General features: G+C 65.6%; 24 protein-coding genes. 10 read left to right on the forward strand and 14 right to left on the reverse strand.

What is annotated here, in order from left to right; genetic code table 11:
* Positions 1-2 precede the first annotated feature (2 nt).
* The 3 genes from KQH53_08865 to KQH53_08875 are packed head-to-tail and all read right to left on the reverse strand — an operon-like array spanning position 3 to position 2,579.
* Positions 3-761, reverse strand: a complete 759-nt coding sequence (locus tag KQH53_08865) for a hypothetical protein (GenBank protein ID MCB2226774.1) — start codon at positions 759-761, stop codon at positions 3-5.
* Positions 762-775: 14 nt separating this feature from the next.
* Complete coding sequence (locus KQH53_08870; protein MCB2226775.1) at positions 776-1,753, reverse strand: hypothetical protein; 978 nt, start codon at positions 1,751-1,753, stop codon at positions 776-778.
* Between the two features lie 7 nt (positions 1,754-1,760).
* Complete coding sequence (locus tag KQH53_08875; GenBank protein ID MCB2226776.1) at positions 1,761-2,579, reverse strand: helix-turn-helix domain-containing protein; 819 nt, start codon at positions 2,577-2,579, stop codon at positions 1,761-1,763.
* Between the two features lie 180 nt (positions 2,580-2,759).
* Between KQH53_08875 and KQH53_08880 the strand changes: the two genes are divergently transcribed.
* The gene (locus KQH53_08880; protein ID MCB2226777.1) at positions 2,760-3,860 is read left to right on the forward strand and encodes an alcohol dehydrogenase catalytic domain-containing protein; all 1,101 of its coding nucleotides are present in this window, start codon (positions 2,760-2,762) and stop codon (positions 3,858-3,860) included.
* Here the strand turns inward: KQH53_08880 and KQH53_08885 are convergent.
* The 5 genes from KQH53_08885 to KQH53_08905 all read right to left on the reverse strand — a co-directional run bounded on the left by KQH53_08885 (position 3,857) and on the right by KQH53_08905 (position 8,807).
* A complete protein-coding gene (locus KQH53_08885; GenBank protein ID MCB2226778.1) occupies positions 3,857-4,822 on the reverse strand; it encodes a 3-hydroxyacyl-CoA dehydrogenase family protein in 966 nt (321 codons plus the stop codon). The genes KQH53_08880 and KQH53_08885 overlap by 4 nt on opposite strands.
* A gap of 23 nt (positions 4,823-4,845) precedes the next feature.
* A complete protein-coding gene (locus KQH53_08890; protein MCB2226779.1) occupies positions 4,846-5,022 on the reverse strand; it encodes a hypothetical protein in 177 nt (58 codons plus the stop codon).
* Complete coding sequence (locus tag KQH53_08895) at positions 5,019-6,983, reverse strand: TRAP transporter permease (GenBank protein ID MCB2226780.1); 1,965 nt, start codon at positions 6,981-6,983, stop codon at positions 5,019-5,021. Before KQH53_08895 ends, KQH53_08890 begins: the two co-directional genes overlap by 4 nt.
* 89 nt (positions 6,984-7,072) lie before the next feature.
* Positions 7,073-8,041 (reverse strand): TAXI family TRAP transporter solute-binding subunit, encoded by a 969-nt coding sequence (locus tag KQH53_08900; GenBank protein MCB2226781.1) that lies wholly within the window; start codon positions 8,039-8,041, stop codon positions 7,073-7,075.
* A gap of 85 nt (positions 8,042-8,126) precedes the next feature.
* Positions 8,127-8,807 carry a GntR family transcriptional regulator gene (locus KQH53_08905; GenBank protein ID MCB2226782.1) on the reverse strand — a complete coding sequence of 227 codons (681 nt, stop codon included), beginning with the start codon at positions 8,805-8,807 and terminating at the stop codon, positions 8,127-8,129.
* Positions 8,808-9,081: 274 nt separating this feature from the next.
* Here KQH53_08905 and KQH53_08910 point away from each other — a divergent pair, with 274 nt between their 5' ends.
* From KQH53_08910 to KQH53_08925, 4 genes are all read left to right on the forward strand, one after another.
* Positions 9,082-10,251 (forward strand): NAD(P)/FAD-dependent oxidoreductase, encoded by a 1,170-nt coding sequence (locus KQH53_08910; protein MCB2226783.1) that lies wholly within the window; start codon positions 9,082-9,084, stop codon positions 10,249-10,251.
* A gap of 26 nt (positions 10,252-10,277) precedes the next feature.
* On the forward strand, positions 10,278-11,111 hold the full coding sequence (locus tag KQH53_08915; GenBank protein MCB2226784.1) for a 3-keto-5-aminohexanoate cleavage protein: 834 nt from the start codon (positions 10,278-10,280) through the stop codon (positions 11,109-11,111).
* A gap of 374 nt (positions 11,112-11,485) precedes the next feature.
* Entirely contained in the window at positions 11,486-12,856 is a 1,371-nt protein-coding gene (locus tag KQH53_08920; GenBank protein ID MCB2226785.1) for a trimethylamine methyltransferase family protein, read from the forward strand.
* Positions 12,857-12,871: 15 nt separating this feature from the next.
* Positions 12,872-13,495 (forward strand): cobalamin-dependent protein, encoded by a 624-nt coding sequence (locus KQH53_08925; GenBank protein MCB2226786.1) that lies wholly within the window; start codon positions 12,872-12,874, stop codon positions 13,493-13,495.
* Positions 13,496-13,634: 139 nt separating this feature from the next.
* Here KQH53_08925 and KQH53_08930 read toward each other — a convergent pair whose 3' ends face one another.
* Genes KQH53_08930 through KQH53_08950 form a run of 5 tightly spaced genes read right to left on the reverse strand, consistent with a single transcriptional unit; the run spans position 13,635 to position 17,681 of the window.
* The gene (locus tag KQH53_08930; GenBank protein ID MCB2226787.1) at positions 13,635-13,910 is read right to left on the reverse strand and encodes a 4Fe-4S binding protein; all 276 of its coding nucleotides are present in this window, start codon (positions 13,908-13,910) and stop codon (positions 13,635-13,637) included.
* Positions 13,907-15,247 carry an FAD-dependent oxidoreductase gene (locus KQH53_08935; GenBank protein MCB2226788.1) on the reverse strand — a complete coding sequence of 447 codons (1,341 nt, stop codon included), beginning with the start codon at positions 15,245-15,247 and terminating at the stop codon, positions 13,907-13,909. The genes KQH53_08930 and KQH53_08935 overlap by 4 nt, the downstream gene beginning before the upstream one ends.
* Before the next feature lies 1 nt (position 15,248).
* Complete coding sequence (locus KQH53_08940; protein MCB2226789.1) at positions 15,249-15,791, reverse strand: 2-oxoacid:acceptor oxidoreductase family protein; 543 nt, start codon at positions 15,789-15,791, stop codon at positions 15,249-15,251.
* A 1-nt stretch (position 15,792) separates the two neighbouring features.
* Positions 15,793-16,536 (reverse strand): hypothetical protein, encoded by a 744-nt coding sequence (locus KQH53_08945; GenBank protein MCB2226790.1) that lies wholly within the window; start codon positions 16,534-16,536, stop codon positions 15,793-15,795.
* On the reverse strand, positions 16,536-17,681 hold the full coding sequence (locus KQH53_08950) for a 2-oxoacid:acceptor oxidoreductase subunit alpha (protein ID MCB2226791.1): 1,146 nt from the start codon (positions 17,679-17,681) through the stop codon (positions 16,536-16,538). The genes KQH53_08945 and KQH53_08950 overlap by 1 nt, the downstream gene beginning before the upstream one ends.
* Positions 17,682-17,939: 258 nt before the next feature.
* Here KQH53_08950 and KQH53_08955 point away from each other — a divergent pair, with 258 nt between their 5' ends.
* Complete coding sequence (locus KQH53_08955) at positions 17,940-19,241, forward strand: MFS transporter (protein ID MCB2226792.1); 1,302 nt, start codon at positions 17,940-17,942, stop codon at positions 19,239-19,241.
* A gap of 92 nt (positions 19,242-19,333) precedes the next feature.
* A complete protein-coding gene (locus KQH53_08960; protein MCB2226793.1) occupies positions 19,334-20,329 on the forward strand; it encodes a hypothetical protein in 996 nt (331 codons plus the stop codon).
* Positions 20,330-20,522: 193 nt separating this feature from the next.
* Here KQH53_08960 and KQH53_08965 read toward each other — a convergent pair whose 3' ends face one another.
* Complete coding sequence (locus KQH53_08965; protein ID MCB2226794.1) at positions 20,523-20,867, reverse strand: hypothetical protein; 345 nt, start codon at positions 20,865-20,867, stop codon at positions 20,523-20,525.
* A gap of 166 nt (positions 20,868-21,033) precedes the next feature.
* Between KQH53_08965 and KQH53_08970 the strand changes: the two genes are divergently transcribed.
* The 3 genes from KQH53_08970 (at position 21,034) to KQH53_08980 (ending at position 25,199) form a co-directional block, all read left to right on the forward strand.
* On the forward strand, positions 21,034-21,654 hold the full coding sequence (locus KQH53_08970; GenBank protein ID MCB2226795.1) for a YkgJ family cysteine cluster protein: 621 nt from the start codon (positions 21,034-21,036) through the stop codon (positions 21,652-21,654).
* A 74-nt stretch (positions 21,655-21,728) separates the two neighbouring features.
* A complete protein-coding gene (gene polA, locus KQH53_08975) occupies positions 21,729-24,401 on the forward strand; it encodes a DNA polymerase I (GenBank protein MCB2226796.1) in 2,673 nt (890 codons plus the stop codon).
* A gap of 21 nt (positions 24,402-24,422) precedes the next feature.
* On the forward strand, positions 24,423-25,199 hold the full coding sequence (locus tag KQH53_08980; protein MCB2226797.1) for a hypothetical protein: 777 nt from the start codon (positions 24,423-24,425) through the stop codon (positions 25,197-25,199).
* Positions 25,200-25,283 lie beyond the last annotated feature (84 nt).

Genomic DNA, 25,283 nt, shown 5'->3' on the forward strand with positions numbered 1-25,283 from the left:
CTTTAACCCAGGATAAGGCGGCTCGGGTCGATGTCGCGCCGCAGGATGGTCAGTTCATGTTCGCTGGGGGCCTCGGCCTCGCGGGCCTGGGATATGTCCAGGTCGAAGCCGGTATTCTCTTGCACCTGCTCCGGAGGCACCCCGGGGTAGTACTGCTCCAGATACATGTACTTGCTCTGGTCGTCGAATTTCATCACTCCCAGGTCGGTGACCACGGCCATGGGGCCTCCCCGCTTGAAGCCGGCTTTCCAGCGGCTGTCCCCGCCGTCCAGCCAGCCGGGGCTGGAGAGATAGTCCACCTTGGGCACGAAACGCCGCTTCTGGTGGGCCATGAAGATGATGGAGCCGAAGGCCAGACTGGCCGCGTCCAGGGCCCCGCCCGCGCCGGGGAAGCGCGCGCTGGGGCGGTGATAGTCGCCCAGGGCGGTGGAGTTCAGGTTGCCGTAGGGGTCTATCTGGGCCGCGCCCAAGAAGGCGATGGTGCGCAGCCGCCGATGCACCAGCACCGCGAAGGCGTCCACCAGGCCGGTGTTGAGGCTGGTGCCGGACATGACCCGGGGATCGGCCACCGCCAGGGGCAGCTCGTGCAGCGAGGGGTCGATGCCCCCGGTCTCGAAGAACACCACCGAGTTGGGGGCGTAGATATGCTTGGCCACGGTGGCGGCCAGCATGGACAGGCCGGTGCCCGCGAAGAGGATGTCCCCGTCGTTAACCAGGCGGCCGGCGCTGATGGCCATGATCTCCTTACGAGTGTATTCCATGACTCGCTCCTTCCCTAGCGCCGGTCCAGGCCCGGGGCGTAGCCCAGCACCCGGCTGGCCTTGATGCGCTCCAGGTCCGCCACGCCCACCTTGGCCAGATATTCTTCCTGGGTATCGAAGCACAGCACCCACTCGTCCAAGTAGCGCTGGAACTTGTCGTCGTCCAGGGCGTATTCGCGGTAGAGCTTCAGATGGGCGGGGTCGTAGTCGTAGTACTGGTGGCAGGCGGTGGGGTGGGCCCCCATGGGCGCGGGGATCACCGCGTCCACCAGGAAACCGGGGAAGGTGTTCTGGTCCGGGTCCTCGCGCAGGTGCTCCTCGGGCACGATCTCCTCGCAGGTGACGATCACCGCGTCGGAGGCCCTGGCCTGCTCCACGTCCAGGAAGCTCAGCCCCTTGATGCGCACCGTGCCCCCGGTGCCCACGTACTGGGCGTGCAGCAGGCACACGTCCGGGGTCAGGGCGGGCAGCATCACCACCGGGTCGTCTTCCTCGGCAAAGGGGTTCTGGCTCACCACCATCTTCTTCTTGGGTATCTTGCCCGTGCCGCGCACCTCGGGGCCGAAGCCCCATTTTTCCAGCACGTCGGTGCCCAGGCCGGAGCGGCTGGGTATGAAGGGCAGGCCCAAAGAGCCGGCCAGGAAGCGGAGGCTCATGTGGAAGTTGGAGTAGTCCTCCACCAATATCTCGCCCCGGCTGGCCGCGTCGCGGAAGCGGATGCCCGTGGGCGCGAAGCGGGCCACCCCGCCGTAGGCCAGCTCCACCTTGCTCACGCAGCCGGCCCCTATAAGCAGGTCCAGGGCCTGGCCGTGGGAGTGCACCGCCAGGTGCAGATCGCGGCGCTGTTGGCGGATGATCTCGCGGGCGATGAGCATGGCGTTGCGGTTGACCGTGAAGCCCCCCAGGCACACCATGGCCCCGTCGGGGACAAAGCGCCTAACCGCCTCGGCGGCGCTCATGAGCTTTTCTTGCATCAAAGGCGTGAATTGCATAAACCGATCAATCCTTGGGTTTGAGGGGGGCACTCAGGCCCGGCCCCAGCGCCGGGTAGGGCCCCTGGTATCCCATCAGGCGGCTGAGCTCGCGGCCTTGGTCCAACAGCTCCGCCGCCAGGCTCTGGTGATCCAGCTCGCCGGGCTCCACCGGCAGCGAAACGCTGATGGCCGCGGCCACCCGCGCTGCCGAGTCCAAAACCGGCACGGCCAGCGAGTGCAGGGCCGGAGAGGCCTCGCGGTCGCTCTCGGACAGGCCCGTCTTGCGGATGGCCTCAAGGTGCTTGATGAGCGCCTTGCGGTCGGTGATGGTGTAGGCGGTGAGCCGCTCCAGCTCCATGCTCTCCAGCCGGGCGCTCAGCTCGGCGTCGGGCAGCGCGGCCAGCATCAGCTTGCCCATGGAGGTGCAGTAGGCCGGCAAACGCGAGCCCTCTTGCAAGTCGAACTTGAAGAAGCGCTCCACCTCGTGGCGGTAGATGATCACCGCCTCGCCGCCTTCGAGCACCGAGAGGTTCACGGTGCAGCCCAGACGGGTGGAGAAGGCCTCCAGCATGGGCGCGGCCAGGCGGCGGAGGCCCGAGCCGCCGGAAAAGGCCTGGCCCAGGGCCAAAACCCGGGGGGAGAGGAAGAAGCGCTTGTGCTGGTCGCGGCCCAGGTAGTCGAGTTGGGAAAGGGTGTGGGTGAGGCGCTGGACCGTGGCCAGGTTCATGCCCGTGGTCTCGGCCAGCTCGGTGAGGGTGAGGCGGGGGCGCTCGGAGCTGAAGGCCTCCAGCAGACGCATCCCCTTGGCCAGGGATTTTACGAACAAGCGCCCGGGTTCCGACATGCCCCTCACCGCCTTGCCTTGTGTTAGCGCATTGCGATAATCATAATTGCATTGCAAATACAATATAGACCGAGGTAAGGTGCCGGTCAAGCCCGCTTTACGCCTTGGGGATCGGGAGCTTCCACCCCGGCCGCGCCTGTGGTAAACCGGGACCGGACCCACATCACCGGAGGCAGCGACATGACCCAGAGCAAGGCCATGGTGGTCACCGAACCCGGCCACCTCGAAATGCAGAGCTTTCCCCTCCCCGAGCTGGGGCCGGACGACGGCCTTCTCAAAATGGAGCTGATCGGGGTGTGCGGCTCGGACCCGGGAATCTTCAAAGGCAAGGCCACCCGCGCCACCCGCCCCTACCCCATCATCCTGGGCCACGAGATCGTGGGGCGCATCGAGGCGGCAGGCGAGGAGTTCCTGGCCCGGCGGGGCATGGAGCTGGGCGAGCGGGTCACCGTGGAGTACGCCTTCGGCTGCGGCAAGTGCGCCCCCTGCCGGGCGGGCCGCTACACCCTGTGCGACGAGCTGAAGTACTACGGCACCATGGTCACCTGCGCCGAGCCTCCCCATCTGTATGGCGCCTACTCGCAATACCTCTACCTTCCTCCCCGGGCCATGGTGCACCGGGTGGGCGAGGACACCACCCCCGAGGACGCGGTGCTCATCTCGGCCATCCTGGGCAACGCGGTGCGCTGGCTCACCCGCATCGGCGGGCTAAAGGGCGGCCAGAGCGTGGCCATCGTGGGACCGGGCCAGCAGGGCCTGGCCGCCACCATGGTGGCCCGCGCCTGCGGGGCGGGGCCCATCATGGTGCTGGGCCTGGAGCGCGACGCCGAGCGCCTGGAAATGGCCAAGCGGCTGGGGGCCGACGTGGCCATCATGAGCGACCGCGAGGACCCCGTGGCCGCCGTGGCCCAGGCCACCCACGGCGAGATGGCCGAGGTGGTCATGGACGTGAGCGGCCACGCCTCGGGCGCGCCTCTGGCCCTGGATCTGTGCGGCCTGGGGGCCACCCTGGTCCTGCCCGGGCTCTACGGCATGACCACGGCCATACCCCTGGTGCTGGACAAGGTGGTGCAAAAGGAGCTGAAGGTGCTGGGGGCCTATTCCCAGGACTTCGAATCGGTGGAGGCGGCCATCAAGCTGGCCAAGCGGCACAAGCTGCCTCTGGCCGAGCTGATCAGCCACCGCTTCCCCCTGGCCCAGGCCGAGCAAGCGGTGCGCCTGGTGGGCGGCGAGGTGCCCGGCGAGGTGCCCATGAAGGTGGTCCTGGACCCCTGGGCTTAATCCATATCCTTCAATAGGCGGCTGATGGACAACAGGGCGCGGTCCCGCTTGGCCACGGCCGCCTTGGCCTTTTCCGGGCTCCAGGCGTAGTAGCCCTGGCCGCTCTTGAGGCCCAGCTCGCCCCGGGCCACCATGTCCTGGAGCAGCTGCGAGGGCTCGGTGCGGTTGTCCAGCCGGGGCACCAGGTAGGACTGCACGTTCAGGGTCACGTCCAGCCCGCCCAGGTCGGCCCGCTCCAGGGGGCCCATGAAGGCCAGCCTCAGGCCGAAGCCGTACTTCACCACCCGGTCCACGTCCTCGGCGCTGGCCACCCCGGACTCCACCAGGGACATGGCCTCGCGCTGCAAGGCGTGCTGCATGCGGTTGCCCAGAAAACCGGGGATGTCCTTGTTCACCCGGACCGGCACCTTGCCCAGGCGCTCCACCAGCTCGGCGGCCGCCTCGAACACCTCGGGGCTGGTCTGCTCTCCCTTGATCACCTCCACGCAGGGCACCACCTGGGGCGGGTTCCAGAAGTGCAGGCCCACCAGGCGCGAGGGCTGGGCCATCTGGGCCGCCACCTCGCTGATGCGCAGGGCCGAGGTGTTACTCACCAGCAGGCACTCGGCCGGGGCGAGCTTTTCCAGGCGGGCGAAGAGTTCCTGCTTGAGGGCCAGGTTCTCGAACACCGCCTCGATGATCACCTCGGCCTCCCCGCAGGCCTGCTCCAGGCTTGCGGCGGGCGTCAGATTCTCCAGGCAGGCCTCGGCCTTCTCGGGGCTCACCAGCTCCAGCTCGATGAACACCTTCAGGCTGTCGGCCACCCGCTCCTTCAGAGCCTCCAGGGAGGCGGGGTTTTCATCCCACACCCTGACCCGGTAGCCGGACAGGGCCAGGTCCTGGGCGATGCCGTGGCCCATGGTGCCGGCCCCCACCACCGCGGCGATGGGGGCCGGCTTGGTCGCTTGTTGCGTTTCGCTCATGTTCGCGGGGTCTCCGGTGTGCTTCAGTCTTGCGGTTTGCCGCCGAGGGCGCGGTAGTACGCGATGATGATCAGGCACCAGGCCAAGAGCCCCAGCAGGAACAGGTTGTAGTGGGTCACCCCCACGTTGGTCACGCGGGCGTACCACATGAGCAGGGCGGTTATGACGATTGGGATCCAGGCGAGCAGTTTCTTGGTCATGCCACCACCTCCGGGGCCAGGGCCATATCGTTTTTATGCTGGCGCCAGTGGAAGAAGAACACCACCGCGGCCAACACCCATCCCACCAGGTCGGTGATGATGTCCGGGTGGAACATCATCAGGGCCGCGATGCCCATGAGGACGCGCACCACCCAGCCGGCCTTGCCCAGCATCCAGCCTTCCGTGGTCACGGTGAGGGCATAGATGCCCACGAAGCCTCCGGCCACCGCAGAGACGATGTGATACCAGTCGCCCTCGAAGACCAGGGCCGGGTTGAACACGAATACAAAGGGAAGGATGTATTTGGCTATACCCAGCCGGAATGAGTGGAACCCCGTCTGCATGGGGTTTGACCCCGCTATTCCTGCCGCGGCGAAGGAGGCCAGGGCCACCGGCGGGGTGATCGCCGAAACCAGGCCGAAGTAGAAGGCGAACAAATGGGCGGCGATGGGGGCCACGCCCATCTTGGTCAGCGCCGGGATGACCAGGGCGGCCAGGGTGATGTACACCGCCGTGGTGGTGAGCCCCATGCCCAGGATCAACGAGGCGATCATGGTCAGGATCAGGGCGATCCACAGCTCGCCGCCGGCCACGCTGACGATGACGTTGGTGAACTTGAGCCCCAGGCCCGAGACGAACACGCAGCCGATGATGATGCCCGCCGTGGCGCAGGCCACGGACACGCTCACCGCCTGGCGCGCCCCCTCCTCAAGGGCCGAGAACATCTGGGTGGGGGTCATGCGGGTCTCCTTGCGCAGCGAGGAGAGCACCAGGATGGAGATGATGGCCCAGAAGGCGGCGAACATGGGGGTGTAGCCGATGACCATGAGCACCACGATAATTATGATGCTGATGAACAGGTGGCCGCCCCGCTTGAGCTCTTCCTTCAGGTTGGGCAGCTCTTCCTTGGGCACCGTGCCCAGGTTCTTCTTGCGCGCCTCGAAATGGACCATGATGAAGATGCTGAAGAAGTAGATCAGGGCCGGGAAGAGGCCGGCCAAGGCCACGTAGAGGTAGGGCACGTTCATGAACTCGGCGATGACGAAGGCCGCCGCGCCCATGACCGGGGGCATGATCTGCCCGCCGGAAGAGGAGCAGGCCTCCACCGCCCCGGCGAAGTAGGGCCGGTAGCCGACGCGCTTCATCAGGGGGATGGTGAAGCTGCCGGTGGTGACCACGTTGGCCACCGCCGAGCCCGACACCGAGGCCATGAGGCAGGAGCTGACCACCGAGGCCTTGGCCGGGCCGCCCACCCGCGATCCGGTGAGGGCCATGGCCACGTTGATGAAAAAGCGCCCCGCCCCGGAGCGCACCAGGATGGCCCCGAAAAGGATGAACAGGAAGATGTAGGTGGCCATCACCATCAGGGGGATGCCGTAGATACCGTTCTCGCGCATGAACAGGTAGTCGATGATGGTGAACCAGTCGCTGGGCGGGCCGTAGAAGATCCAGAAGAAATGGTCGGAGAAGGCGGTCTGCACCAGGAAGAAGCCGGCAATGATTACCATGGCCCAGCCCACCACCCGGCGGGTTACCTCCAGGAGCAGGATGAGCAGGATGGTGCCCGCCCAGATGTCCAGGTCGGTGAGGTCGCCCCGGCGGAAGATGAAGGCGTCCAGGTCCCACAAGGTGTAGACCTGCACCGCGATGACCAGCCCCACGCACAACAGATCCACCCCGAACCAGATGTTCTTGGGGTCGGTCCAGTTGGCCCGGCCCAGGGGCCGGAGCAGGAAGCAGAGCACCATGACAAAGGCCAGGTGCGTGGAGCGGAAGGCATGGGCCTCCAGGGAGCCGGCATAGGCCACGTACAGGTGGTAGATGCTCAGGCCCAGAGAGAGCAGGCATATGATCAGCTCGAGCGGATGGGCCAAGATGCCCTTCTTCTGCTTGAGCAGCCATTCGAGGATGCTCTCTTTCTTACCCTCTTCGTATTCCAGTTTTTTTACTTCGGTGGACAAGATGCGGCTCCCTGGGCTGAAATCCCACTAGTTGCGGTTTGAGGGCGGCCCGGCCGACGATCGGCCGGGCCGCGGTCAGGCAACGGACCCTACTGGGCGATGTGCTTTTCTTTGTAGTAGCGCATGGCGCCGGGGTGCACCGGAATGCGCGCGCCGGCCAGGGCCTTGTCGGGCTTGGAAGCCTCGATGGCGGCCTTCTTGACCTTGGCCAGGTCGCCCCAGTGGGCGTAGAGGGTCTTGACCACGTTGTAGGCCAGATCGTCGGGCACGTCCTTGTTGGCCACGATGCAGGTCACGGTGCCAACGGCCGGGACGTCGGCCTTGAGGCCCTTGTAGGCGCCCACCGGGATCACGGTGGCCATCAGGCCGGGCTCCAGCTTGAGGATCTTGGCCATGTGCTTGCCGTCGATGCCCAGGAAGCGGATGCCGGGGCGGAAGTTGAGGTCGATGATGGTGGACTGGGGGCAGGAGGTCACGGCCATGTAGGCGTCGGAGTGGCCGTCCTTCATCAGGGCCGCGGAGTCGGAGTAGCCCACGAAGCTGACCGAGCCGCCGTCCTTCTTGATGCTATCGAAGGTGATGCCGTAGGCCTTGAGGACCAACTCGGCGATGACGGTGCCGGTGAAGCCCACCTTGCCGGGGACGATGCGCTTGTTCTTCAGCTCGCCGACGCTGAAGATCTTGCTGCTCTTGGGCACCACCACCTGGAACACGCCGGGGTACAGGCTCATGAGGTGACGCAGGTTGGCGTTCTTCTTTTTGAATTTGCCGCGGCCCTCATAGGCGTTGTAGGCGGTGTGGGTGTAGGTCCAACCCAGGTCGGCGCGCCCGCTGTTGACGGCCTTGCAGTTGCCCACGCCGCCGCCGGGGCCGTTGGAGGTGGAGATCTTGATGTTCTTCTCCACGATGGACATCATGGCCGAGCCCAGGGGGTACCAGGAGCCGCCCTCGGGACCGGAGAACATGCGCAGGAACTGCTTGTCGGCGGCCACCACCGGCACGGCCAGGCACAGGCTCAAAAGGGCCACCACGGCCACCAACCAAAGTTTCTTGGGCATTTTTCCCTCCTATAGGATTAAAGTTAAGCCGTTATCGACTTGTCGGTTCGCTCGCCTTTCTCCTTGCAACCACCGGCGCGGCCGGTCAGGCCCATAGCTTGACCTTGTTGCGTTCTTCGACCATTTGTTCGATGCCCTTGAGCATGCGCTGCTGGCCCACGCTCACGTGCTGGCGCATGAGGCTCTCGGCCGCCGGGGCATCGTGGGCGGCCAGGGCTTTGAACAGCTCCTCGTGCTGGGCCTCGGCCTCGCTGAGGCGCTCGGTGCTCAGCCTCTCGGGGCGGTAGCGCAGGTAGATGCGGTCGAAAAGCTGGCGCAGATAGACGGCGCCGTTCTTTTGACCGCTGATCTTGGCTATGGCCAGGTGGATGCGAGCGTCGCACCACAACCGCTCCCGGCAATAGACCTCGCCCCGCACCGAACGATGCACGTTCAAAAGCTCGCGCAGCTCGTTCAGGTTTTGCTCCGTGGCCCGCTCGGCGGCCTTGGCCGCCAAAAAGCCCTCCAGAAGCACCCTGAGCTCGTAGAGCTCCCGGGCCTCTTCCAGGTCCAACTCGGGCACCGCATAGCCCTTGTTGACCTCGGAGCTGACCAAACCCTCGTTCTCCAGCCGGCTCAACGCCAGGATTACCGGGGTCTGGCTCATGTTCAGTTTCTTGGCGATGTCCTGGTAGCGCAGCTTTTGCCCGGCCACCAGCTCATCGTGCAACAGCATCAGCTTGATCTGCTGATACGCCTTTTCCGCCAAGGTTCCTGAGTGTTTCATCTATTTAATCTTCTTGGCAAAACTAGTCATAGTACCCCCTTAGCCCCTTCCGCGGGTGTCCCCCCGCCTTTGTCCCGGGAAGCCCCAAAAAAATATTGTTTTTTACTAATAATAAAATTATATTTTTCATAATATGGTTATGCGATAAGTGTCAAGGTCAGAATTGGGTTGGTAGCGTTTTTCCGTTTGGGAGGCGCCCGCCGGCCCCGCCCCATTGTCCCCGGGGCCCCGCGCCTCATCGGCGATCCGGCGGTCCCTCAGCTTGGAAGAGGCCATGTCCGATGCAATAGGGCTCACGGTGGTAGGAGCCGGCGTGGTGGGCTGCGCCGTGGCCCGGGAGCTGGCGCAAGCCGGCGAAGACGTCCTGGTCCTGGAGCGCAACCCCGGAGTATCACAGGGAGAAAATCAATCTTCCCGCAACTCGGGGGTGATCCACTCCGGCCTGTACTATGACCAGGCCACCCGGCCGCTCAAGGCGGCCATGTGCGTTCAGGGCAACCGCCTGCTCTATGAGTTCTGCGCCGAGCACCACGTGCCCGCCCTGGCCTGCGGCAAGCTGGTGGTGGGCACCGAGCCGGCGCATGCCGAGGTCCTGGCCCTGTATGAACAGCGGGCCGAGGAGAACGGGGTGCCCGTGGAGATGATCAGCGGCGAGCGGGCCAGGGAGATGGAGCCCCAGGTGCGCTGCCTGCAAGCCCTGCACTTCCCCAGCGCCGGGGTGGTGGACGCCGCGGCCCTGGTGCATAGGCTCTACGCCCTGGCCAGCAGCCACGGGGCCCAGTTCATGCCCCAGACCCGCCTCAGCGCGGCCAAGGCCACGCCCGAGGGCATCGAGCTGACCATCACCTATCGCGACGGGGCAGAGGACACCTTTTTGACCAAACGCGTGGTCAACTGCGCGGGGCTCTACTCCGACGAGGTGGCCCGCATGTTGGACCCGGACTCGCCGCACGTGATCGACCCCACCCGCAGCGAGTCGGTGAAGTTCTACCGCACCAAGCGGCCCGAGGTGTACCTCCAGAGCATGAACGTGTACCCCACGCCCTCCATGCTCAAGACCGAGCACGGCACCCACTTCACCGTGGGGGTGCACCTTACCCCCACTCTGTCCCCAGGCCCGGAGGGCGAGGCGCTCATCGGGCCGGAGGTGACCATCGGGCCCCTGGGCCACGGCTGCCGCCACAAGGAGGACTACGGCGGAGACTACCCGCCCATGGAGGAGTTTCACGCCCGGGTGGCGCCCTTCTTCCCGGGCCTGAGGGTGGAGGACTTGCAGCCCCACCAGGTGGGCATCCAGGCGCGCCTGACCAACTCGCCGGACTTCGTGGTGGAGTTCAGCCCGGCCGAGCCGCGCCTGTTGAACCTGGCGGGCATCGACAGCCCGGGCCTGACCAGCAGCCTGGCCCTGGCCAAACGGGCCAAGAACATGTTAGAGCAGGCCTAGCCTAGGCCTTAGCAGGAGAAGATGCGGTGCAAAAACTTATCATCAACGTAGCGGTCTGCGGCTCGGCCCCCACCCGGCAGCAAAACCCGGCCATACCCCACACCCCGAAAGAAATCGCCGAGGAGGCCCTGCGCTGCTGGCGCGCCGGGGCCACGGTGGTGCACGTGCACGTGCGCGAGCCCGAGAGCGGCGAGCCCGCCTTTAGGCGCGACCTGTTCGCCGAGGTGCTGGAGCGCATCCGGGCCGAGAGCGACATGCTGGTGAACCTGACCACCTCGGGCTTCAATCTCCAGGGCGAGGACCCCGGCGAGGAGCGCCTGGTGCCCGTGGCCTTGAAGCCCGACCTTTGCTCCCTGGACGTGGGTTCGCTCAACTTCCGGGGCCGGGTGTTCCTGAACCCCACCGACTGGGTGGACAAGGCGGCCCAGCGCATGCGCGAGACCGGGGTCAAGCCCGAGATCGAGGTGTTCGAGCTGGGGCATCTGCGCCAGGCCCTGGACATGATCAAGCGCGGGCTCATCGCCGACCCGCCCTATTTCCAGTTCTGCCTGGGCATCCCCTGGGGCGCCCCGGCCGACCTGCCCACCCTGATGGCCTTTAGGGAGCGTCTGCCCGAGGGCATCCCCTGGTCGGTGCTGGGAGTGGGCGCGGCCCAGCTTCCGGTGACCACCCACGCCATGCTCATGGGCGGCCACGTGCGGGTGGGCTTCGAGGACAACCTCTATCTGAGCAAGGGCGTGCCCGCGGACAGCAACGCCCGCTTCGTGGAGCGGGTGGTGCGCCTGGCCAAGGAGCTGCACCGCGAGGTGGCCACCTGCGACGAGGCGCGGGAGATGTTGAACATCCCGCCCAAGCCCTAGAACCCGAACTACCAGGCGAAGCCGCCGGCCATAAGCGCTGGCGGCTTCGCCATTGCCGCCCTCACGCCCCTGTTCAGCTCAGCCCCCCGGCCAGACAAGCGCCCGCGCCCATTCCAACGGGATTCGCCTGGTTGACCCGCAACGAGCCCATGCCCTAGCATTATTGTTAGCTCAAACGGTATTCGCCGCTTTTGCATCGGCAAATAGAATCGTCCCGCGCCTCCGTCACCGCCGGGCGCTGGCCAATCAGCTTGATATTTCATCGCGGAGCCTTAGGGATCGCCATTTTGGCGCGCGGCGGTGGCCGCCGCCCATGGTTCACGGCCCCGCCATGGCCTTTAACGTATTTCTGAACAACACTGCGAGGAAAGAGCATGGAACTGAAGAATGAACAGGTATTGCTCGATGCAATTTTGGATTACATGGCCACGACGGGAGTTGAAATTGACGACCACAAATTCGCGGTGGAAACCTTCCGGGCCAACGGCTGCACCGTAACCGACAACTTCTTCGTGAAGATACCGGCGGATGTCGCCCTGGCCGCCCTTTCCAAGGTCCCAAGGTCCTTCAAATGGTGGGACCGGGCCGGGGAAACCTATCTGGAGTATGGCGGCGGTAAAAAATACGTTATCGGCGATATGCGGGCGCCCGCTTTTTACAACCCCCACACCAAAAAAGTCGAGCCGGCCAACAGCGAGGCCTTGCTGGAAACCGTCAAGATGATGAATTACCTGCCGCACGTTCATATCAACGGCAACGTAATCGCCACCGACAATTACAACTACGACAACGCCAACGTCATCTGCAATTCCAACATGCCCATGATGCTCGGGGCGGGGAACTATCCCGTTGAGCTGGAAAACCTGATCCGCATGGCCATCGTGGTCAGGGGAAGCCGGGAAGCGCTCAAGGCCAAGCCGTTCATCGTGCCCATCGTCAGCGGGCTGATGTTGAAGTGGCCTTCGTTCCTCTTGGAGCAGATAAGGCTCTGCGCGGAATACGACCTCCCGGTGTTCGTCTCCACCATGCCGGTGGGGGGCGTCTCCGGCCCGGTGACCATCCCCGGCAACATCCTGCTGGGCGTGGCCACCACCCTTTTCGGCATCATCCTGGCCCAGCTGGCCAAGCCCGGGCTCCCCTCGGTGGACATGTATCACTCCACCTACATGGACCAGGCCAACGGCAAGGTGGGCGGCATGCCGGAGAACTACCTGGGCGAAGAGCTCCGGATATCCATGCTCCGCAACCTGCTGGGCATACCCACCTGCGACGGGACCACCATCTGCTCCAATGCCTATGAGTTCAAACAGGACGCCGTCTTCGAGATGACCTACAACTTCCGGGACTCCTACATGGGCATAACCGACGGCTACTGGGGCATCGGCGCCCTGGAAACCGGGCTGATCTATTCTCCCCACGGCCTGATCTTCACCAACGAGTTGATCGACATGGCCGAGAGAGAACTGGTCCCCCTGGAGATCAACTCCGAAACCCTGCCGCTGGACTTGATAAGGGAAATCCGAAACGGGGTCTACATCGCCGAAGACCATACGGTGGAAAACATGAACAAATATTTATGGAGGGGAAAATATTATCATTTCAACAAGGTGGATCACTCCCTGGACATATTCGACCGGCTGGACAAGGCGTATTTCAAAATCATGGAAGAGGCCGAGTTCGACAAGATCGAGCCGGACAAGGAAAAGGAAATCATGGAAATAGCCGCGCGGGCCATCCAGGCGTAAAGGAGACCATAGGCCATGAACAAGCAAGACACGCTGTTTCAGTCAATCTGCGCCGGCGACAAAGACCAGGTGGTTTCGGCGGTTCAGGAAAAAATCGACAACCAGGCCAATCCCCTCCAGGTGTTGAACGAGATCATGATCCCGGCCATGCGGGAGGTGGGCGATCAATATTCCAAATTCGAGATTTTTCTTCCGGAGATGCTCCGCTCGGCCAAGGCCATGCAGTTCGGCATCAAGGTCCTGGAGCCCCTGCTCATCGAGCAAGGCTACAAGTCAAAGGCCAAGCTGGCCATCGGTACGGTAGAAGGGGATCTGCACGATATCGGCAAGAACATCGTGGTCATCATGCTCAAGGGCGCGGGCTACGAGGTGGAGGACCTGGGGGTCAACTGCAACCTGGGGCTGTATGACCAGGCTATAAGCAACGGGGCGCAGGTGATGCTGTTCAGCGCCCTGCTGACCACCACCATGCCCAAGATGAAACAGGCGGTGGAGCACTGCAAAAAGAACTATCCCCACATCAAGGTGGTGGTGGGCGGCGCACCGGTGTCCGAGGAGTTCGCCGATTTGATCCAGGCCGATGCCTACGCCGAGGACGCCAGCGAAGCCACCAAGGTGGTGGACGGCTTTTTTGGTTGATCGCCCGGACCGGCTAAGCGGGGAGTGAGGGCCCGGCCCGGGACCACCCCGGCACAAACACAAGGGCCGAGGCAACCGGCGATTCGCCGGGATGCTTCGGCCCTTGGCTTTTGGGTCGCGTCTGGCGAAGCCGGCCGGTCTAGCCCTTGTCCAGCTCCATGCTGATCGCCCCCTTGGGGCAAAGGTGGGCGCAGAGCCCGCAGCCCTTGCAGAACTCCAGGTCGATCACCGCGCGGCCGGTGGCCGGGTCCTTGGTGATGGCCAGGTCCGGGCAGATGAGCATACAGATCTCGCAGCCGTCGCAGGAGTGGCCCGAGAGGCAGCGCTTGGCCTCGGCCTGGGCCTGATCCGGAGTCATCTCGCCCGCGCAGGCGGCCGGGTGCTGGGGCACTTCACAGGGGGGACGCAGGCTCATGATTGCACCTCTTCCAGAATGGCCCGGGCGGCGGCAATGCCTCCGGCCATGGCCTCCACCACCGTGGCCGGCCCGGTGACCAGGTCGCCCACCGCGTAGAGACTCTCGGCCAGCTTGCCGTTCTCGCCGGGCTCCAAGCCGCCCAGGCCCAGGCCCTCGGCCCAGGCCGGGGCCTCGCTGTCCTGGCCCAGGGCCAGAATCACCGTCTGGGCCGGGATCACCTCTTCGCTGTCCGCCGATGGTTCGAACACCACCCGGCCGTCTTCGCCGGGCTGGCCGGGCGCGGTGGCCTGCACCTTGAGGCCGCTCGCCGCGCCGTCGCCCTCCACGGCCACCGGAGCGGCGCGGAAGCGGAACTTGAGGCCTTCCGCCTCGGCGGCGGCGATCTCCTCGGCATAGGCGGGCATCTGTTCGCGGTCGCGGCGGTAGACGAGGGTCACCTCGGCGCCCGAACGCAGGGCCCAACGGGCCGCGTCCAGGGCCACATTGCCCCCGCCCACCACCACTACCGGCGAGGCCAGGGAAGGCGCGGGTCCCAGGGCCGCGTCGCGCAGCAGGTCGAGCCCGGGCCACACGCCGGCGAGGTCGTCGCCGGGCAGCCCTGCCGCCTTGGCTTTAGGCGCGCCGCAGGCCAGGATCACCGCGTCGCAGTCCTGGCGCATCTTCTTAACTTCTTGCGGGGTCAGGGCCTGGCTCAAGGCCAGCTCCACCCCAAAGGCCTGCACGTATTCCAGGTCGGTCTTCAGGGCCTCCCGGGGCAAACGGAACTCGGGAATGGCCCAGGCCAACATGCCCCCGGCCACCGGCTTGGCGTCGTAGACCGTGACCGCCGCGCCGTTCCTGGCCAGTTCCCAGGCCGCGGCCAGACCGGCCGGGCCCGCCCCCACCACCGCCACCTTGGCCATGGCCGGGCCCTGGGGCCGCACCGCCGTGGGGCGGGGGGCCAGGGCCGCGAAGCGCTTGAGGTCGCGGATGCTGGGCGGCGCCTGGAACCGGGAAGACAGGCAGGCCTGCTGGCAGGGATGGTGGCACACATGGCCCAAGACGCTGGGCAGGGGGTTGTCCCGGAGGATGATCTCCAGGGCCCCGGCCTGGTCGCCTTCGGCCAGGCAGGCCAGATATCCGTTGATGTCCTGGCCCAGGGGGCAGGCGGCCTGGCAGGCGGGCGGCAGGTCCGCGCCCTTGCCCGGGGCCGCGGGGGCCAGGGCGGCGCGCATGGTGTCGCTCTCGCCGGCGCTCAAGTCCGGGCTGGCCAGGGCCGGGCAGGCCCCCCGGCACACCCCGCAGTAGCCGCAGATGTCCTCGTTCACCTGAGGGACGTGAGTTCTGCCTTCCATCTTAGGCCTCCCCCCAGGCGCGGCCCATGTCCAACCCTAAGGCCAGGGCCTTCTTGTTCAGCTCCAGGAAGCGTTCGGGCACGAACTCGGCCATGGCCTGGGCAGCCACCTCCGCGTCCCACCAGCCGGTGGCCCCCACGATGAGGCCCACCCAGATGACGTTGGCCACCTGGCGGTTGCCCAGCTCGTTGAGGGAAAGGGCGGTCACGTCGGCCCCGAAGCGGTCATGGGGCGCGCTTGGCGTCACCAGCCCGGAGTCGAAGAGCACCATGGCTCCCTCGGCCACGCCGGGCGCATAGGTGTCATAGGCCCCCTGGCTCATGGCCACCAAGAGGTCCGGCTTCTCCACGTGGGGGAAGTCGATCTCCTTTACGTCCAGCACCAGGTCGGCGCGGGCGCCGCCCCCTCGGGCCTGGGCTCCGTAGGAGTTGGAGCCGGCCGCGTAGAGGTCTTGCTTCACCGCCGCCTCGCCCAACAGGGCTCCGGCCAGGACTACGCCCTGTCCGCCCAGGCCGGCGATGCGAATCTCCTTGCGCTCACTCATGTTAGAACTCCCCCAGAGGCAGGGCCCCCTCGGGCAGGGGGCAATCGGCGTCGCTGAAGTTGGCGCACATCTCGCCCAGGCGGTCATACATGGCCCCGGGCGAGTCGTACTTGTTGCGGCGTCCGTACTGGGTGGGACAGGGGCTCATCACCTCCACGAAGGCGAACTCCTCGCTGGCGATGGCCTTCTTCAAGTAGCCGATCAGTTCGTAGGGCCGAACCACCGCCCCCCGGGCCACGTAGGGCGCGCCCGCGCCCTTGACCAGCTTGGACAGGTCAAAGGGCCGGTAGGGGTTGCCCTTCACGCTGGTGGCGGTCAGGTGCCCCTGGGGCGTGGTGGGGGCCATCTGCCCGCCGGTCATGCCGTAGATCATGTTGTTGGCGCAGATGACCGTGAGGTCCAGGTTGCGCCGGGCGGCGTGAATCAGGTGGTTGCCCCCGATACTGGCCAGGTCGCCGTCGCCCGAGACCACGATCACCTTCAGGTCCGGGTTGGCTTTTTTCACGCCGCTGGCGAAAGCCACCGCCCGGCCGTGCAGGGTGTGTAGGGTGTCGGCCGCGAAGTTGGGGCTGGGAATCCAGGCCGCGCAGCCGATGCCCGAGACGAACACCGTTTGGTCCATGTCCAGGCCCAGCTGGTCGATGGCCCGGAGCAGCGAGCCCATGAGCACGCCGTGGCCGCAGCCGGGACAGAAAGGCGTGGTGACCACCTCGGGCCGCAGGTACTTCTCCATGGAGCGGGCCATCAGCACATCTCCTTTAGGGCGGCCAGGATGCTCGCCGGGCTGATGGTGCTGCCGTTGACCTGGGTCAGGGAGCGCACCGGGGTGCTCCCGGCATAGGCCCGGACCAGGCCGTCCACCTGGCCCAGGTTCATCTCCGGCACCAGGAAGCCCTTGATGCCCCCGGCCACCCGGCTGATCAGCTCGTTGTCAAAGGGCCAGATGGTTATCAGGCGCAACAGCCCCGCCTTGATGCCCGCTTGGCGGGCGGCGCGCACCGCGCTAAGGGCGGAGCGGGCGGTGAAGCCGTAGGCCACCACCACCAGCTCGGCGTCGTCCAGGTGATAGCCCTCGTGGCGGCAGATCTCGTTCTTGCGGCTCAAGACCTTGTTGCTCAGGCGGCGCACCAGGGCGTCGTGGAAAGCGGGCCCTTCCGTCTTGCGGAAGCCGAAGCGGTCGTGGGTGGAGCCGGTGACCATGAGCTTCTCGCCGTCGCCAAAGGAGGGCATGGAGGGGATGCCCGCCGGGTCGTCAGTGCCGAAAGGCGGCTCGCCGGGCACGTAGTCCCGGTTGTAGACCTCCACCGTTTCGGGCATGTCCACCCGCTCGCGCAGATGGCCGGTGGCTTCCTCGGCCAGGAGGAAGGCGGGCACCCGCAGGCGCTCGGAGAGGTTGAAGGCCTCCACGGTCAGCGAGAACATCTCCTGCACCGACCAGGGGCTGAGCGCCACCACCTGGTAGTCGCCGTGGGAGCCCCACTTGACCGCCATGATGTCGCCCGCGCCCACCTTGGTGGCCTGTCCGGTGCAGGGGCCGGCCCGCTGCACGTCCACCACCACCACCGGGGTCTCGGTGAAGGCGGCGTAGCCCAGGCACTCCTGCATGAGGCTCACGCCCGGGCCGCTGGTGGCGGTCATGGCCTTGGCCCCGGTCCAGGAAGCGCCCACCACCGAGGAGATGGAGGCGATCTCGTCCTCCATCTGCAGGAAGGCGCCGCCCCGGGCCTCCAGCTCCCGGCTCATGTATTCCATGATCTCCGAGGAGGGAGTGATGGGATAGCCGCCGTAGAAGCGGCACCCGGCGGCGATGGCCCCCTCGGCGGCCGCGTCGTTGCCGGACAGGTAGCGCCTGCCGGCTTGCACGGGGTTGTTTACGGTGCTTAGTGGCATTTGGCAGGAATCTCCGGCATCCTAATACGAGTTACCCCAGCGCGAAACCAGGCCATTGCCCCGGCCGGCTGGCGAATACGCGGGGAGCGGGCATCGCAACTTGCCAGAATTACAGGACAATATGGCTTGGCAAAACAATATTTGTTTTTTTATAACATTTGCCATAAAAAGGTGCAATGGTTTTTGCCGGGCTGAGGGGGCCGGGCACTTGCCTGCCAGTTCATCTTCCTCCCCCGTTCTCGGGCAAGGGGGCCAAAAGTGACCGCAAGCAACCAGGCCGCAGCGGAGGCATCGGCGTATCGCCAGAGCCGCCGCTGGCTGGTTTTCGTGCTCAGTTCCTGCCTGTTCCTATGCTCCCAGTTCTACCGCGTCTCCGGGGCCATCATCGCCCCCCAGCTTCAGGCCGACCTGGGCCTGGACGCCGAGCAGCTGGGCTTCTTGGGGGCGGCCTTTTTCTATTCCTTCGCCGCCGCCCAGATCCCCCTGGCCCTGTACCTGGACCGCCTGGGCGCCCGCCTGACCATGACCCTTCTCTCCCTGCTGGGAGGGGTGGGGGCCATGGTCTTCGCCATGGCCGACACCATGCTGGGCGCCTCGGTGGGCAGGCTCTTGATCGGCCTGGGCATGGCGGGCAACCTCATGGGCCCCATGAAGCTGTTCACCAACTGGTTCTCGCCCCGGGAGTTCGCCACCCTCACCGGCCTGATCTTCTCCATCGGCACCATGGGCAACATGCTGGCCGCCACCCCCCTGGCCTATCTGGCCGAGATGGTGGGTTGGCGTTGGGCCTTCGTGGTCATCGGCATCTTCACCATCACCGTGGCCCTACTGTTCTGGTGGCTGGTGCGCGAGCATCCGCCCGGCTACCAGGAGGCCCAGGAAGGGGCCGACCCCGCCCCGGCCATGAGCACCCTGCAACGCATCAAGACCCTGTTGGGCAACCGCGACTACTGGTGCGCCTCCTGGGGAACCTTCTGCCGCTACGGCACCTTCGTGGCCATCCAGGGCCTGTGGGCCGGGCCCTATTTGGTGGAAGGCCTGGGCTATTCCTCGGTGAAGGCGGGCAACCTGCTGCTCTTGCTCAACCTGGGCATGATCATCGGCTCGCCCCTGGGCGGCTGGCTCTCGGACCGCGTGCTGGACACCCGCAAGTGGATGGCGGTGATCGGCATGAGCGGGCTGGCCGTGGCCGAGCTGTGCCTGACCCTGGGCTGGGCCACCTCCAGCGAGGTGCTCCTGGGCGGCCTGCTCTTCTGCATGGGCATGTCCAGCTCCTGGGGCGCGATCATCTACGCCCACATCAAGGAGGTGATGCCCTCCCAGATGAGCGGCATGGCCTTGACCGGGGTGAACTTCTTCACCATGGCCGGCGGCGGGGTTTTCCTGCATCTCATGGGCCTGGCGGTGCAGTTCCACGCCCCGGAGAACGCGGTGGGCATAGAGCGCTACGCTCCGGCCTTCGGCATAGCCACCATAGCCATGGCCTCGGCTGTGGTATTCTATTTATTCAGCCGGGACGCGCCCCGTCAGGGCAAGAGTGCCCCGGCCCCCCGGGCCTAGGGGCGGCCGCTCCCGGTTTTGCATTGACACCCGCCCCTCGCGTGCTTAGCTTTTTTTAAATCGCCACCATCAAACGGGGAGCCCCACACGCCATGAAACGCCTAAGCTGCCTATGCCTGACGTTGCTGGGACTGTCGTGCTGCCTGCTCATGGCCGGCACGGCCCGGGCCCAAGACATGACCTCCTGGTTCGACACCACCCTGGGGGACATGAAATCCAACATCTCCTATGAAGGCAGCTACTCGCCGGACCGCACGGTGGAGGGCCAGGAAGTGGACATGGGTTACCTGGAGAACTCGCTCCGCTTCGTCTTTCCGGTATGGCAGAACTCGCGCCACGAGTTCTCCATCAACGGCCGCGCCGCCCTGATGGCGGTGAACACCGACGCCATCCTGCCCCAGAGCAACCGGCCTTTCCCCGACGATTTATGGGACTTGCGCGCCGGGGCCAGCTACCGCTACAAGCTGGACCGGGGATGGGTGGCCGCGGCCAACCTGACCATCGGCTCGCCCAGCGACAAGCCCTTCAACAAGCTAGACGACACCTCCATCGGGGCCACCGCCTCGCTGATGGTGCCCCAGAGCAAGCGCCACTACTGGCTGTTTTTCGTCAACTACAGCAACACCCGCGACTTTTTGGCCGGCATTCCCATCCCCGGCGTGGCCTACTCCTACACCACCGGCAAGGAGCTTTGGCTGCTTTTGGGTCTGCCCCTGGCCATGGTGCGCTGGCGGCCCGACCCCAAATGGACCTTGGCCGCCACCTACATCTACCCCCGCAGCGTCATCACCCGCATCGGCTACCGCATACTGCCTTGGCTGGAGCCCTACGTGGGCTTTGACTGGACCTACCAGCGCTGGTTCCTCAGCGACCGCAGTGACACCAAGGACCGCTGGTTCTTCTATCAAAAGGAAGGCAAGGCCGGCCTGAGGGTGCACTTCAACCGCGACTTGAAGCTGGATCTCTCCGGGGCCTACGCCTTTGACCGCCTGTGGTTTGAGGGCAACGACTACGATGACCGCGACCAGGACCGCATAAACCTGGAGAACGGCTTGGTGGTCAGCCTGGCCCTGAGATGGTCCTTCTAAGGCCGGCTTGGCCAGGCGGCGGCGAGCAGCAGATGGAGGCGTAGCCTAAGCTACGTCGAGGCTGGAGCGAAGCCGCCAACCCAGCATCCCGGCCTCTGGCGACGCCGGTTAAATAAAAAACGCCCGCCGAGGGGAACCCGAAGGTTCCGCCGGCGGGCGCTGGCTTTAGTAGCCGCGCTTCAACAGCGCATGGCTACTTCTTTTTCTTGGGGGCGGCCTTTTTCTTGGCCGGCTTCTTCCTGAGCTTGGCGGCCATCTCGTCCACTTCCTCGGCACCGTGCTCCAGCCACTTTTCCTCGTCCGGCCAGAGGATCTTGATCAGGCGCTGGAACTCGCCGGCGTGTTCTTTTTCCTCGTCCGCGATGTCCTGCAGAACCGCCTTGGCCAGCTTGTTGGTGGTGGCGTCGGCCAGGGCCTCATAAAGATGGATCGCCTCCTGCTCGGCGGCCAGGGAAAGACGCAGGGCGCGGGCCAGTTCGCGGTTGGTCAGCTTGCGGCCCGGAGTCACACCGGAGAAGGGATTCAAAAACTCGGCCATTGCTTGTCTCCTTTCGGGCACGGGCGCGGCATCGCGCGCCCGCTGATATGTGGTCTCACTAAAATTATTATAGACACCATTCACCGGGGATTACAAAGAACCGGCGGGTTGACGGGCCGGAAGCCCTGGCCTACAGTAGCCGCACCCCAGCGAGGAAAGAGAGCCCATGAGCCCCGAGCCCAGCACACCGCCCCTCGACCCGGCCGCCTTTCAAAAGGCCCTGGCCGAGCTGTGGTCCCAGGCCGACGGCGCCTTTGCCCAGGTGGCCCAGGCCTTTCCGGCCGAGGTTAAATGCGGCTCCGGCTGCGACGACTGCTGCCGCGCGGTGTTCGACCTCACCCCGGCCGAGGTGCTGGGCCTGGCCCTGGCCTTCCGCGCCCTGCCCCGGGCCGAACGCCGCGAGGCCCTGCGCCGGGCCGAAAAGGCCGCCGCCGAGTTCGACAAGATCACCCGCCTGGCCCTGAACCAGCCCGAGGAGGAGCGCCTGAAAACCTTCTCGCGGGCGCGGGTGGCCTGCCCTCTGCTGCAAAAGGGCCGTTGCCTGCTCTACGCCTCCCGGCCCCTGACCTGCCGCATCTATGGCGTGCCCGTGGCCGCCGCCGGGGGAGGCCACGCCTGCCCCCGCTCGGGTTTCGACCAGGGCGAGAGCTACCCCACCGTGGACTGGGACTTGGTGCAGCAGGCCCTGAACCGCCTCAGCGCCATGGCCCTGGAGCTGGCCCCCAGCCTCAGGCAAGAACGCATCGACCTGGCCCGCGCCCTCATCTGGGCCTCGGAGCAGGCTTGACCCTATAGGCGCCGGGAGCCTAGGCTGACCCCAGGGGCATCCGCCCCGCCCACCCTCATGAACGGAGAGCGGCCGTGGCCACCAAGCCGACCCTATATCTGCTGGACGCCTCCAGCTACATCCACCGCGCCTTCCACGCCATCAGGAACCTGACCACCAGCGGCGGGGTGCCCACCGGCGCGGTGTACGGCTTCGTGCAGATGGTCTTGAAGGTGCTGGCCGACGCCAAGCCCGAGTATCTGGGCGTGATCTACGACGCCAAGGGCCCCACCTTCCGCCACGAGATGTACAAGCCCTACAAGGCCAACCGCCCGCCCCTGGACCCGGCTCTCAAGAGCCAGCTCCCCCTGGTCCGGCAGGTGGTCACCGCCCTGAACCTGCCCGCCATGGAGATGGAGGGCTACGAGGCCGACGACCTCATGGCCACCCTGGCCCGCCAGGCCGAGGACAAGGGTTTCAAGGTGGTGCTGGTCTCGGGCGACAAGGACCTCTACCAGCTGGTGGACGACGACGTGACCCTCTGGGACACCATGAAGGACCTGCGCTACGGGCCCCAGGAGGTGTTGGACAAGCTGGGGGTGGGGCCGGAGCGGGTGGTGGACTTCCAGGCGCTCACCGGCGACAACACGGACAACATCCCCGGCGTGCCCGGGGTGGGGCCCAAGACGGCGGTGAAGCTGCTGGGCGAGCACCCGGACCTGGAGGCGGTGCTGGCCGCCGCGCCGGAGATGAAAAAGTCCAAGATGCGCGAGAATCTCATCGCCCACGCGGACGACGCGCGCATGAGCTGGAAGCTGGCCAAGCTGGCCGTCGACGCGCCGGTAAAGTTCGTGCCCGAGGCCTTCGCCTTTGAGGAGCCCGACCCCGAGGTGCTCACCCCGGTGCTGGCCCAGCTGGAGTTCGGCTCCCTGCTCAAGCAGTTCGCGCCCGAGCCTAAAAAGGGCGAGGGCGACTACCGCCTGGTCACCGACCCGGCCGAGCTCAAGGAGATCATCTCCCAGGCCGAAAAAAAGGGCCGCGTGTCCATCGACACCGAGACCACCAGCATCGACCCCATGGAGGCCGAGCTGGTGGGCTTCTCCCTGTGCTGCAAATCCGGCGAGGCGGTGTACGTGCCCGTGGGGCACCAGCTCCCGGACGGCGAAAAGCAGATGGAGCGCGGCGAGGCGCTGAAGCTCTTGGAGCCCCTGTGCGCCGATGCCAAGGTGGCCAAGGTGGGCCAGAACCTCAAGTACGACCACATCGTGCTCACCCGGGCGGGCGCGCCCCTGGCCAACATATCCTTTGACACCATGGTGGCCTCCTATCTGCTCAACCCGGGCAAGAACTCCCACGGCCTGACCGCCATTGCGGCCGAGTTCCTGGGGCGGGGAATGATCTCCTACGAAGAGGCCACCGGCGGCAAGAACCAGAGTTTTGCCTTCGCCGATCTGGACAAGGCCACGCCCTACGCGGCCGAGGACGCGGACGTGGCCTGGCAGGCGGCGCGGGTCCTGGAGCCCCGCCTGGAGGAAGCGGGGCTGGAGCCGCTGTTCACCGACCTGGAGATGCCCCTGGTGCCGCTGTTGGCTCGGCTGGAGATGAACGGGGTCAAGCTGGACACCGAGGCCCTGAACGAGCTGAGCAAGGAGCTGGAGGGGCAGCTCAAGGACCTGGAGGCATCCTGCTACAAGCTGGCCGGGCACGAGTTCAACCTGAACTCACCCCAGCAGCTGGCCACGGTGCTCTTTGAGGAGCTGGGCCTGCCCCAGGTGAAAAAGACCAAGAAAAAGACCGGCTACTCCACGGACGTGACCGTCCTGACCATCCTGGCCGCGCAGCACCCCCTGCCCGCCGAAGTGCTCAACTACCGCACCTTGAACAAGATCAAGGGCACCTATGTGGACACCCTGCCCGTGTTGGTGAACCCGGAGACCGGGCGGGTGCACACCAGCTTCAACCAGACCGTGACCGCCACCGGCCGCCTGAGCAGCTCGGACCCCAACCTGCAAAACATCCCGGTGCGCTCCGAGCTGGGGCTCCGCATCCGCGAGTGCTTCGTGCCAGAGCCGGGCAAGCTCATGCTCAGCGCGGACTACTCCCAGATCGAGCTCAAGGTGCTGGCCCATCTGAGCCAGGATCCCCTGCTCCTAGAGGACATGGCCCACGGCCTGGACGTGCACACCCAGACGGCCTCGCGCCTGTTCGAGGTGGAGCCAAAGGACGTGACCAAGGAGATGCGCGCCCGGGCCAAGACGGTGAACTTCGGGGTGCTCTACGGCATGAGCGCCTTCCGCCTGGCCCGCGAGCAGGGCATCAGCAACTCCGAGGCCCAGGAGATCATCCACAAGTACCTGGGCCGCTACGCGGGCATCGCCGCCTTCCAGCAGGCCAACCTGGCCGGAGCGCGGGACAAGGGCTACGTGACCACCCTCCTGGGGAGGCGGCGCTATTTGCCCACCATCAACTCCTCCGACCGCATCGCCCGCGAGGCGGCCGAGCGCGTGGCCCTGAACACGCCCATCCAGGGCACCGCCGCGGACCTGATCAAGCTGGCCATGCTCAAGGTGCAGGCCATGCTGGACAAGGAATACCCCGACGCCCTGATGATCTTGCAGGTGCACGACGAGCTGGTCTTCGAGGTGCCCGAAAGCCAAGTGAAGAAGTTCGCCGAGCGGGTGCGCACGGAGATGGAAGAGGTCTACAAGCTGGCCGTGGAGCTCAAGGTGGACATCGGCTGGGGGGCCAACTGGGCCGAGGCGCACTAGCGCGCCTTAAAAGGGGGGGACATGGCTGCATTTCAGCGTTACATCGGGGTGGACTACTCCGGGGCCAGGACACCTGACTCGCGGCAAAGCGGGCTGAGGGTTTATCTGGCCGAGGGGGATGACGACCCAGAGGAAGTTCGTACCCCCACGAACCCGGCCTGGAACTGGACCCGCCGCGAACTGGCGAACTGGCTTTTGGGGCAGTTAAGGGAAGAGGGGCCAACTCTGGTTGGCATTGACCACGCCTTTTCCTTTCCCGGCCAGTATTTCGTCAAATATGGCTTGAAGAGCGACTGGGGCTCATTCCTTCAAGACTTCCATCAGTACTGGCCGAGCGACCAAGAGGGCGCTGTAGTATCCAAGCTGAAGGACACGGCGGGGCTCGGCAAAGAGCGCGCGGGCGAGGCCACCTGGCGGCGGGAAACCGAAAAACGGAATAAAGCCAAATCCGTCTTCCACTTCAATGTTACCGGCACGGTGGCCAACTCAACCCACGCCGGGCTCCCCTGGTTGCTGCACCTCCGGCGGGAGTTGGGCAACCGGGTATTTTTCTGGCCCTTTGATGGCTGGCTTCCTACTCCCGGCGTGTCCACGGTGGCGGAAGTCTACCCTGCCCTTTGGAAAGAGTTCTCGCCTCCCGGCAAATTCTTGGATCATCAACGGGACGCTTACGCAGTGGCCAAGTGGATGCAACAAAAGGACCTGGACGGCGACCTTCCAAACTTTTTCCGGACCAACCTTACTCCCGGGCAGCGCCAAATGGCCGAGGTAGAGGGCTGGATATTGGGAGAGTTGTAGGCCCCGGCGCGCCGCCCGAATCGGCCGTAAAACCGGCTGCCTTGACGCACTGCCGGGGCACCGCTATAAATGGGGCAACCCTAG

Source organism: Desulfarculaceae bacterium (genome assembly GCA_020444545.1).
Classification (GTDB): Bacteria; Desulfobacterota; Desulfarculia; order Desulfarculales; family Desulfarculaceae; genus Desulfoferula.

Coding starts and splice junctions, on each gene's coding strand:
- KQH53_08865 (MCB2226774.1), bottom strand. CDS start 761: ATGGAATACACTCGTAAGGAGATCATGGCCATCAGCGCCGGCCGCCTG.
- KQH53_08870 (MCB2226775.1), bottom strand. CDS start 1,753: ATGCAATTCACGCCTTTGATGCAAGAAAAGCTCATGAGCGCCGCCGAG.
- KQH53_08875 (MCB2226776.1), bottom strand. CDS start 2,579: ATGTCGGAACCCGGGCGCTTGTTCGTAAAATCCCTGGCCAAGGGGATG.
- KQH53_08880 (MCB2226777.1), top strand. CDS start 2,760: ATGACCCAGAGCAAGGCCATGGTGGTCACCGAACCCGGCCACCTCGAA.
- KQH53_08885 (MCB2226778.1), bottom strand. CDS start 4,822: ATGAGCGAAACGCAACAAGCGACCAAGCCGGCCCCCATCGCCGCGGTG.
- KQH53_08890 (MCB2226779.1), bottom strand. CDS start 5,022: ATGACCAAGAAACTGCTCGCCTGGATCCCAATCGTCATAACCGCCCTG.
- KQH53_08900 (MCB2226781.1), bottom strand. CDS start 8,041: ATGCCCAAGAAACTTTGGTTGGTGGCCGTGGTGGCCCTTTTGAGCCTG.
- KQH53_08905 (MCB2226782.1), bottom strand. CDS start 8,807: ATGAAACACTCAGGAACCTTGGCGGAAAAGGCGTATCAGCAGATCAAG.
- KQH53_08910 (MCB2226783.1), top strand. CDS start 9,082: ATGTCCGATGCAATAGGGCTCACGGTGGTAGGAGCCGGCGTGGTGGGC.
- KQH53_08920 (MCB2226785.1), top strand. CDS start 11,486: ATGGAACTGAAGAATGAACAGGTATTGCTCGATGCAATTTTGGATTAC.
- KQH53_08925 (MCB2226786.1), top strand. CDS start 12,872: ATGAACAAGCAAGACACGCTGTTTCAGTCAATCTGCGCCGGCGACAAA.
- KQH53_08930 (MCB2226787.1), bottom strand. CDS start 13,910: ATGAGCCTGCGTCCCCCCTGTGAAGTGCCCCAGCACCCGGCCGCCTGC.
- KQH53_08935 (MCB2226788.1), bottom strand. CDS start 15,247: ATGGAAGGCAGAACTCACGTCCCTCAGGTGAACGAGGACATCTGCGGC.
- KQH53_08940 (MCB2226789.1), bottom strand. CDS start 15,791: ATGAGTGAGCGCAAGGAGATTCGCATCGCCGGCCTGGGCGGACAGGGC.
- KQH53_08945 (MCB2226790.1), bottom strand. CDS start 16,536: ATGGCCCGCTCCATGGAGAAGTACCTGCGGCCCGAGGTGGTCACCACG.
- KQH53_08950 (MCB2226791.1), bottom strand. CDS start 17,681: ATGCCACTAAGCACCGTAAACAACCCCGTGCAAGCCGGCAGGCGCTAC.
- KQH53_08960 (MCB2226793.1), top strand. CDS start 19,334: ATGAAACGCCTAAGCTGCCTATGCCTGACGTTGCTGGGACTGTCGTGC.
- KQH53_08965 (MCB2226794.1), bottom strand. CDS start 20,867: ATGGCCGAGTTTTTGAATCCCTTCTCCGGTGTGACTCCGGGCCGCAAG.
- KQH53_08970 (MCB2226795.1), top strand. CDS start 21,034: ATGAGCCCCGAGCCCAGCACACCGCCCCTCGACCCGGCCGCCTTTCAA.
- KQH53_08980 (MCB2226797.1), top strand. CDS start 24,423: ATGGCTGCATTTCAGCGTTACATCGGGGTGGACTACTCCGGGGCCAGG.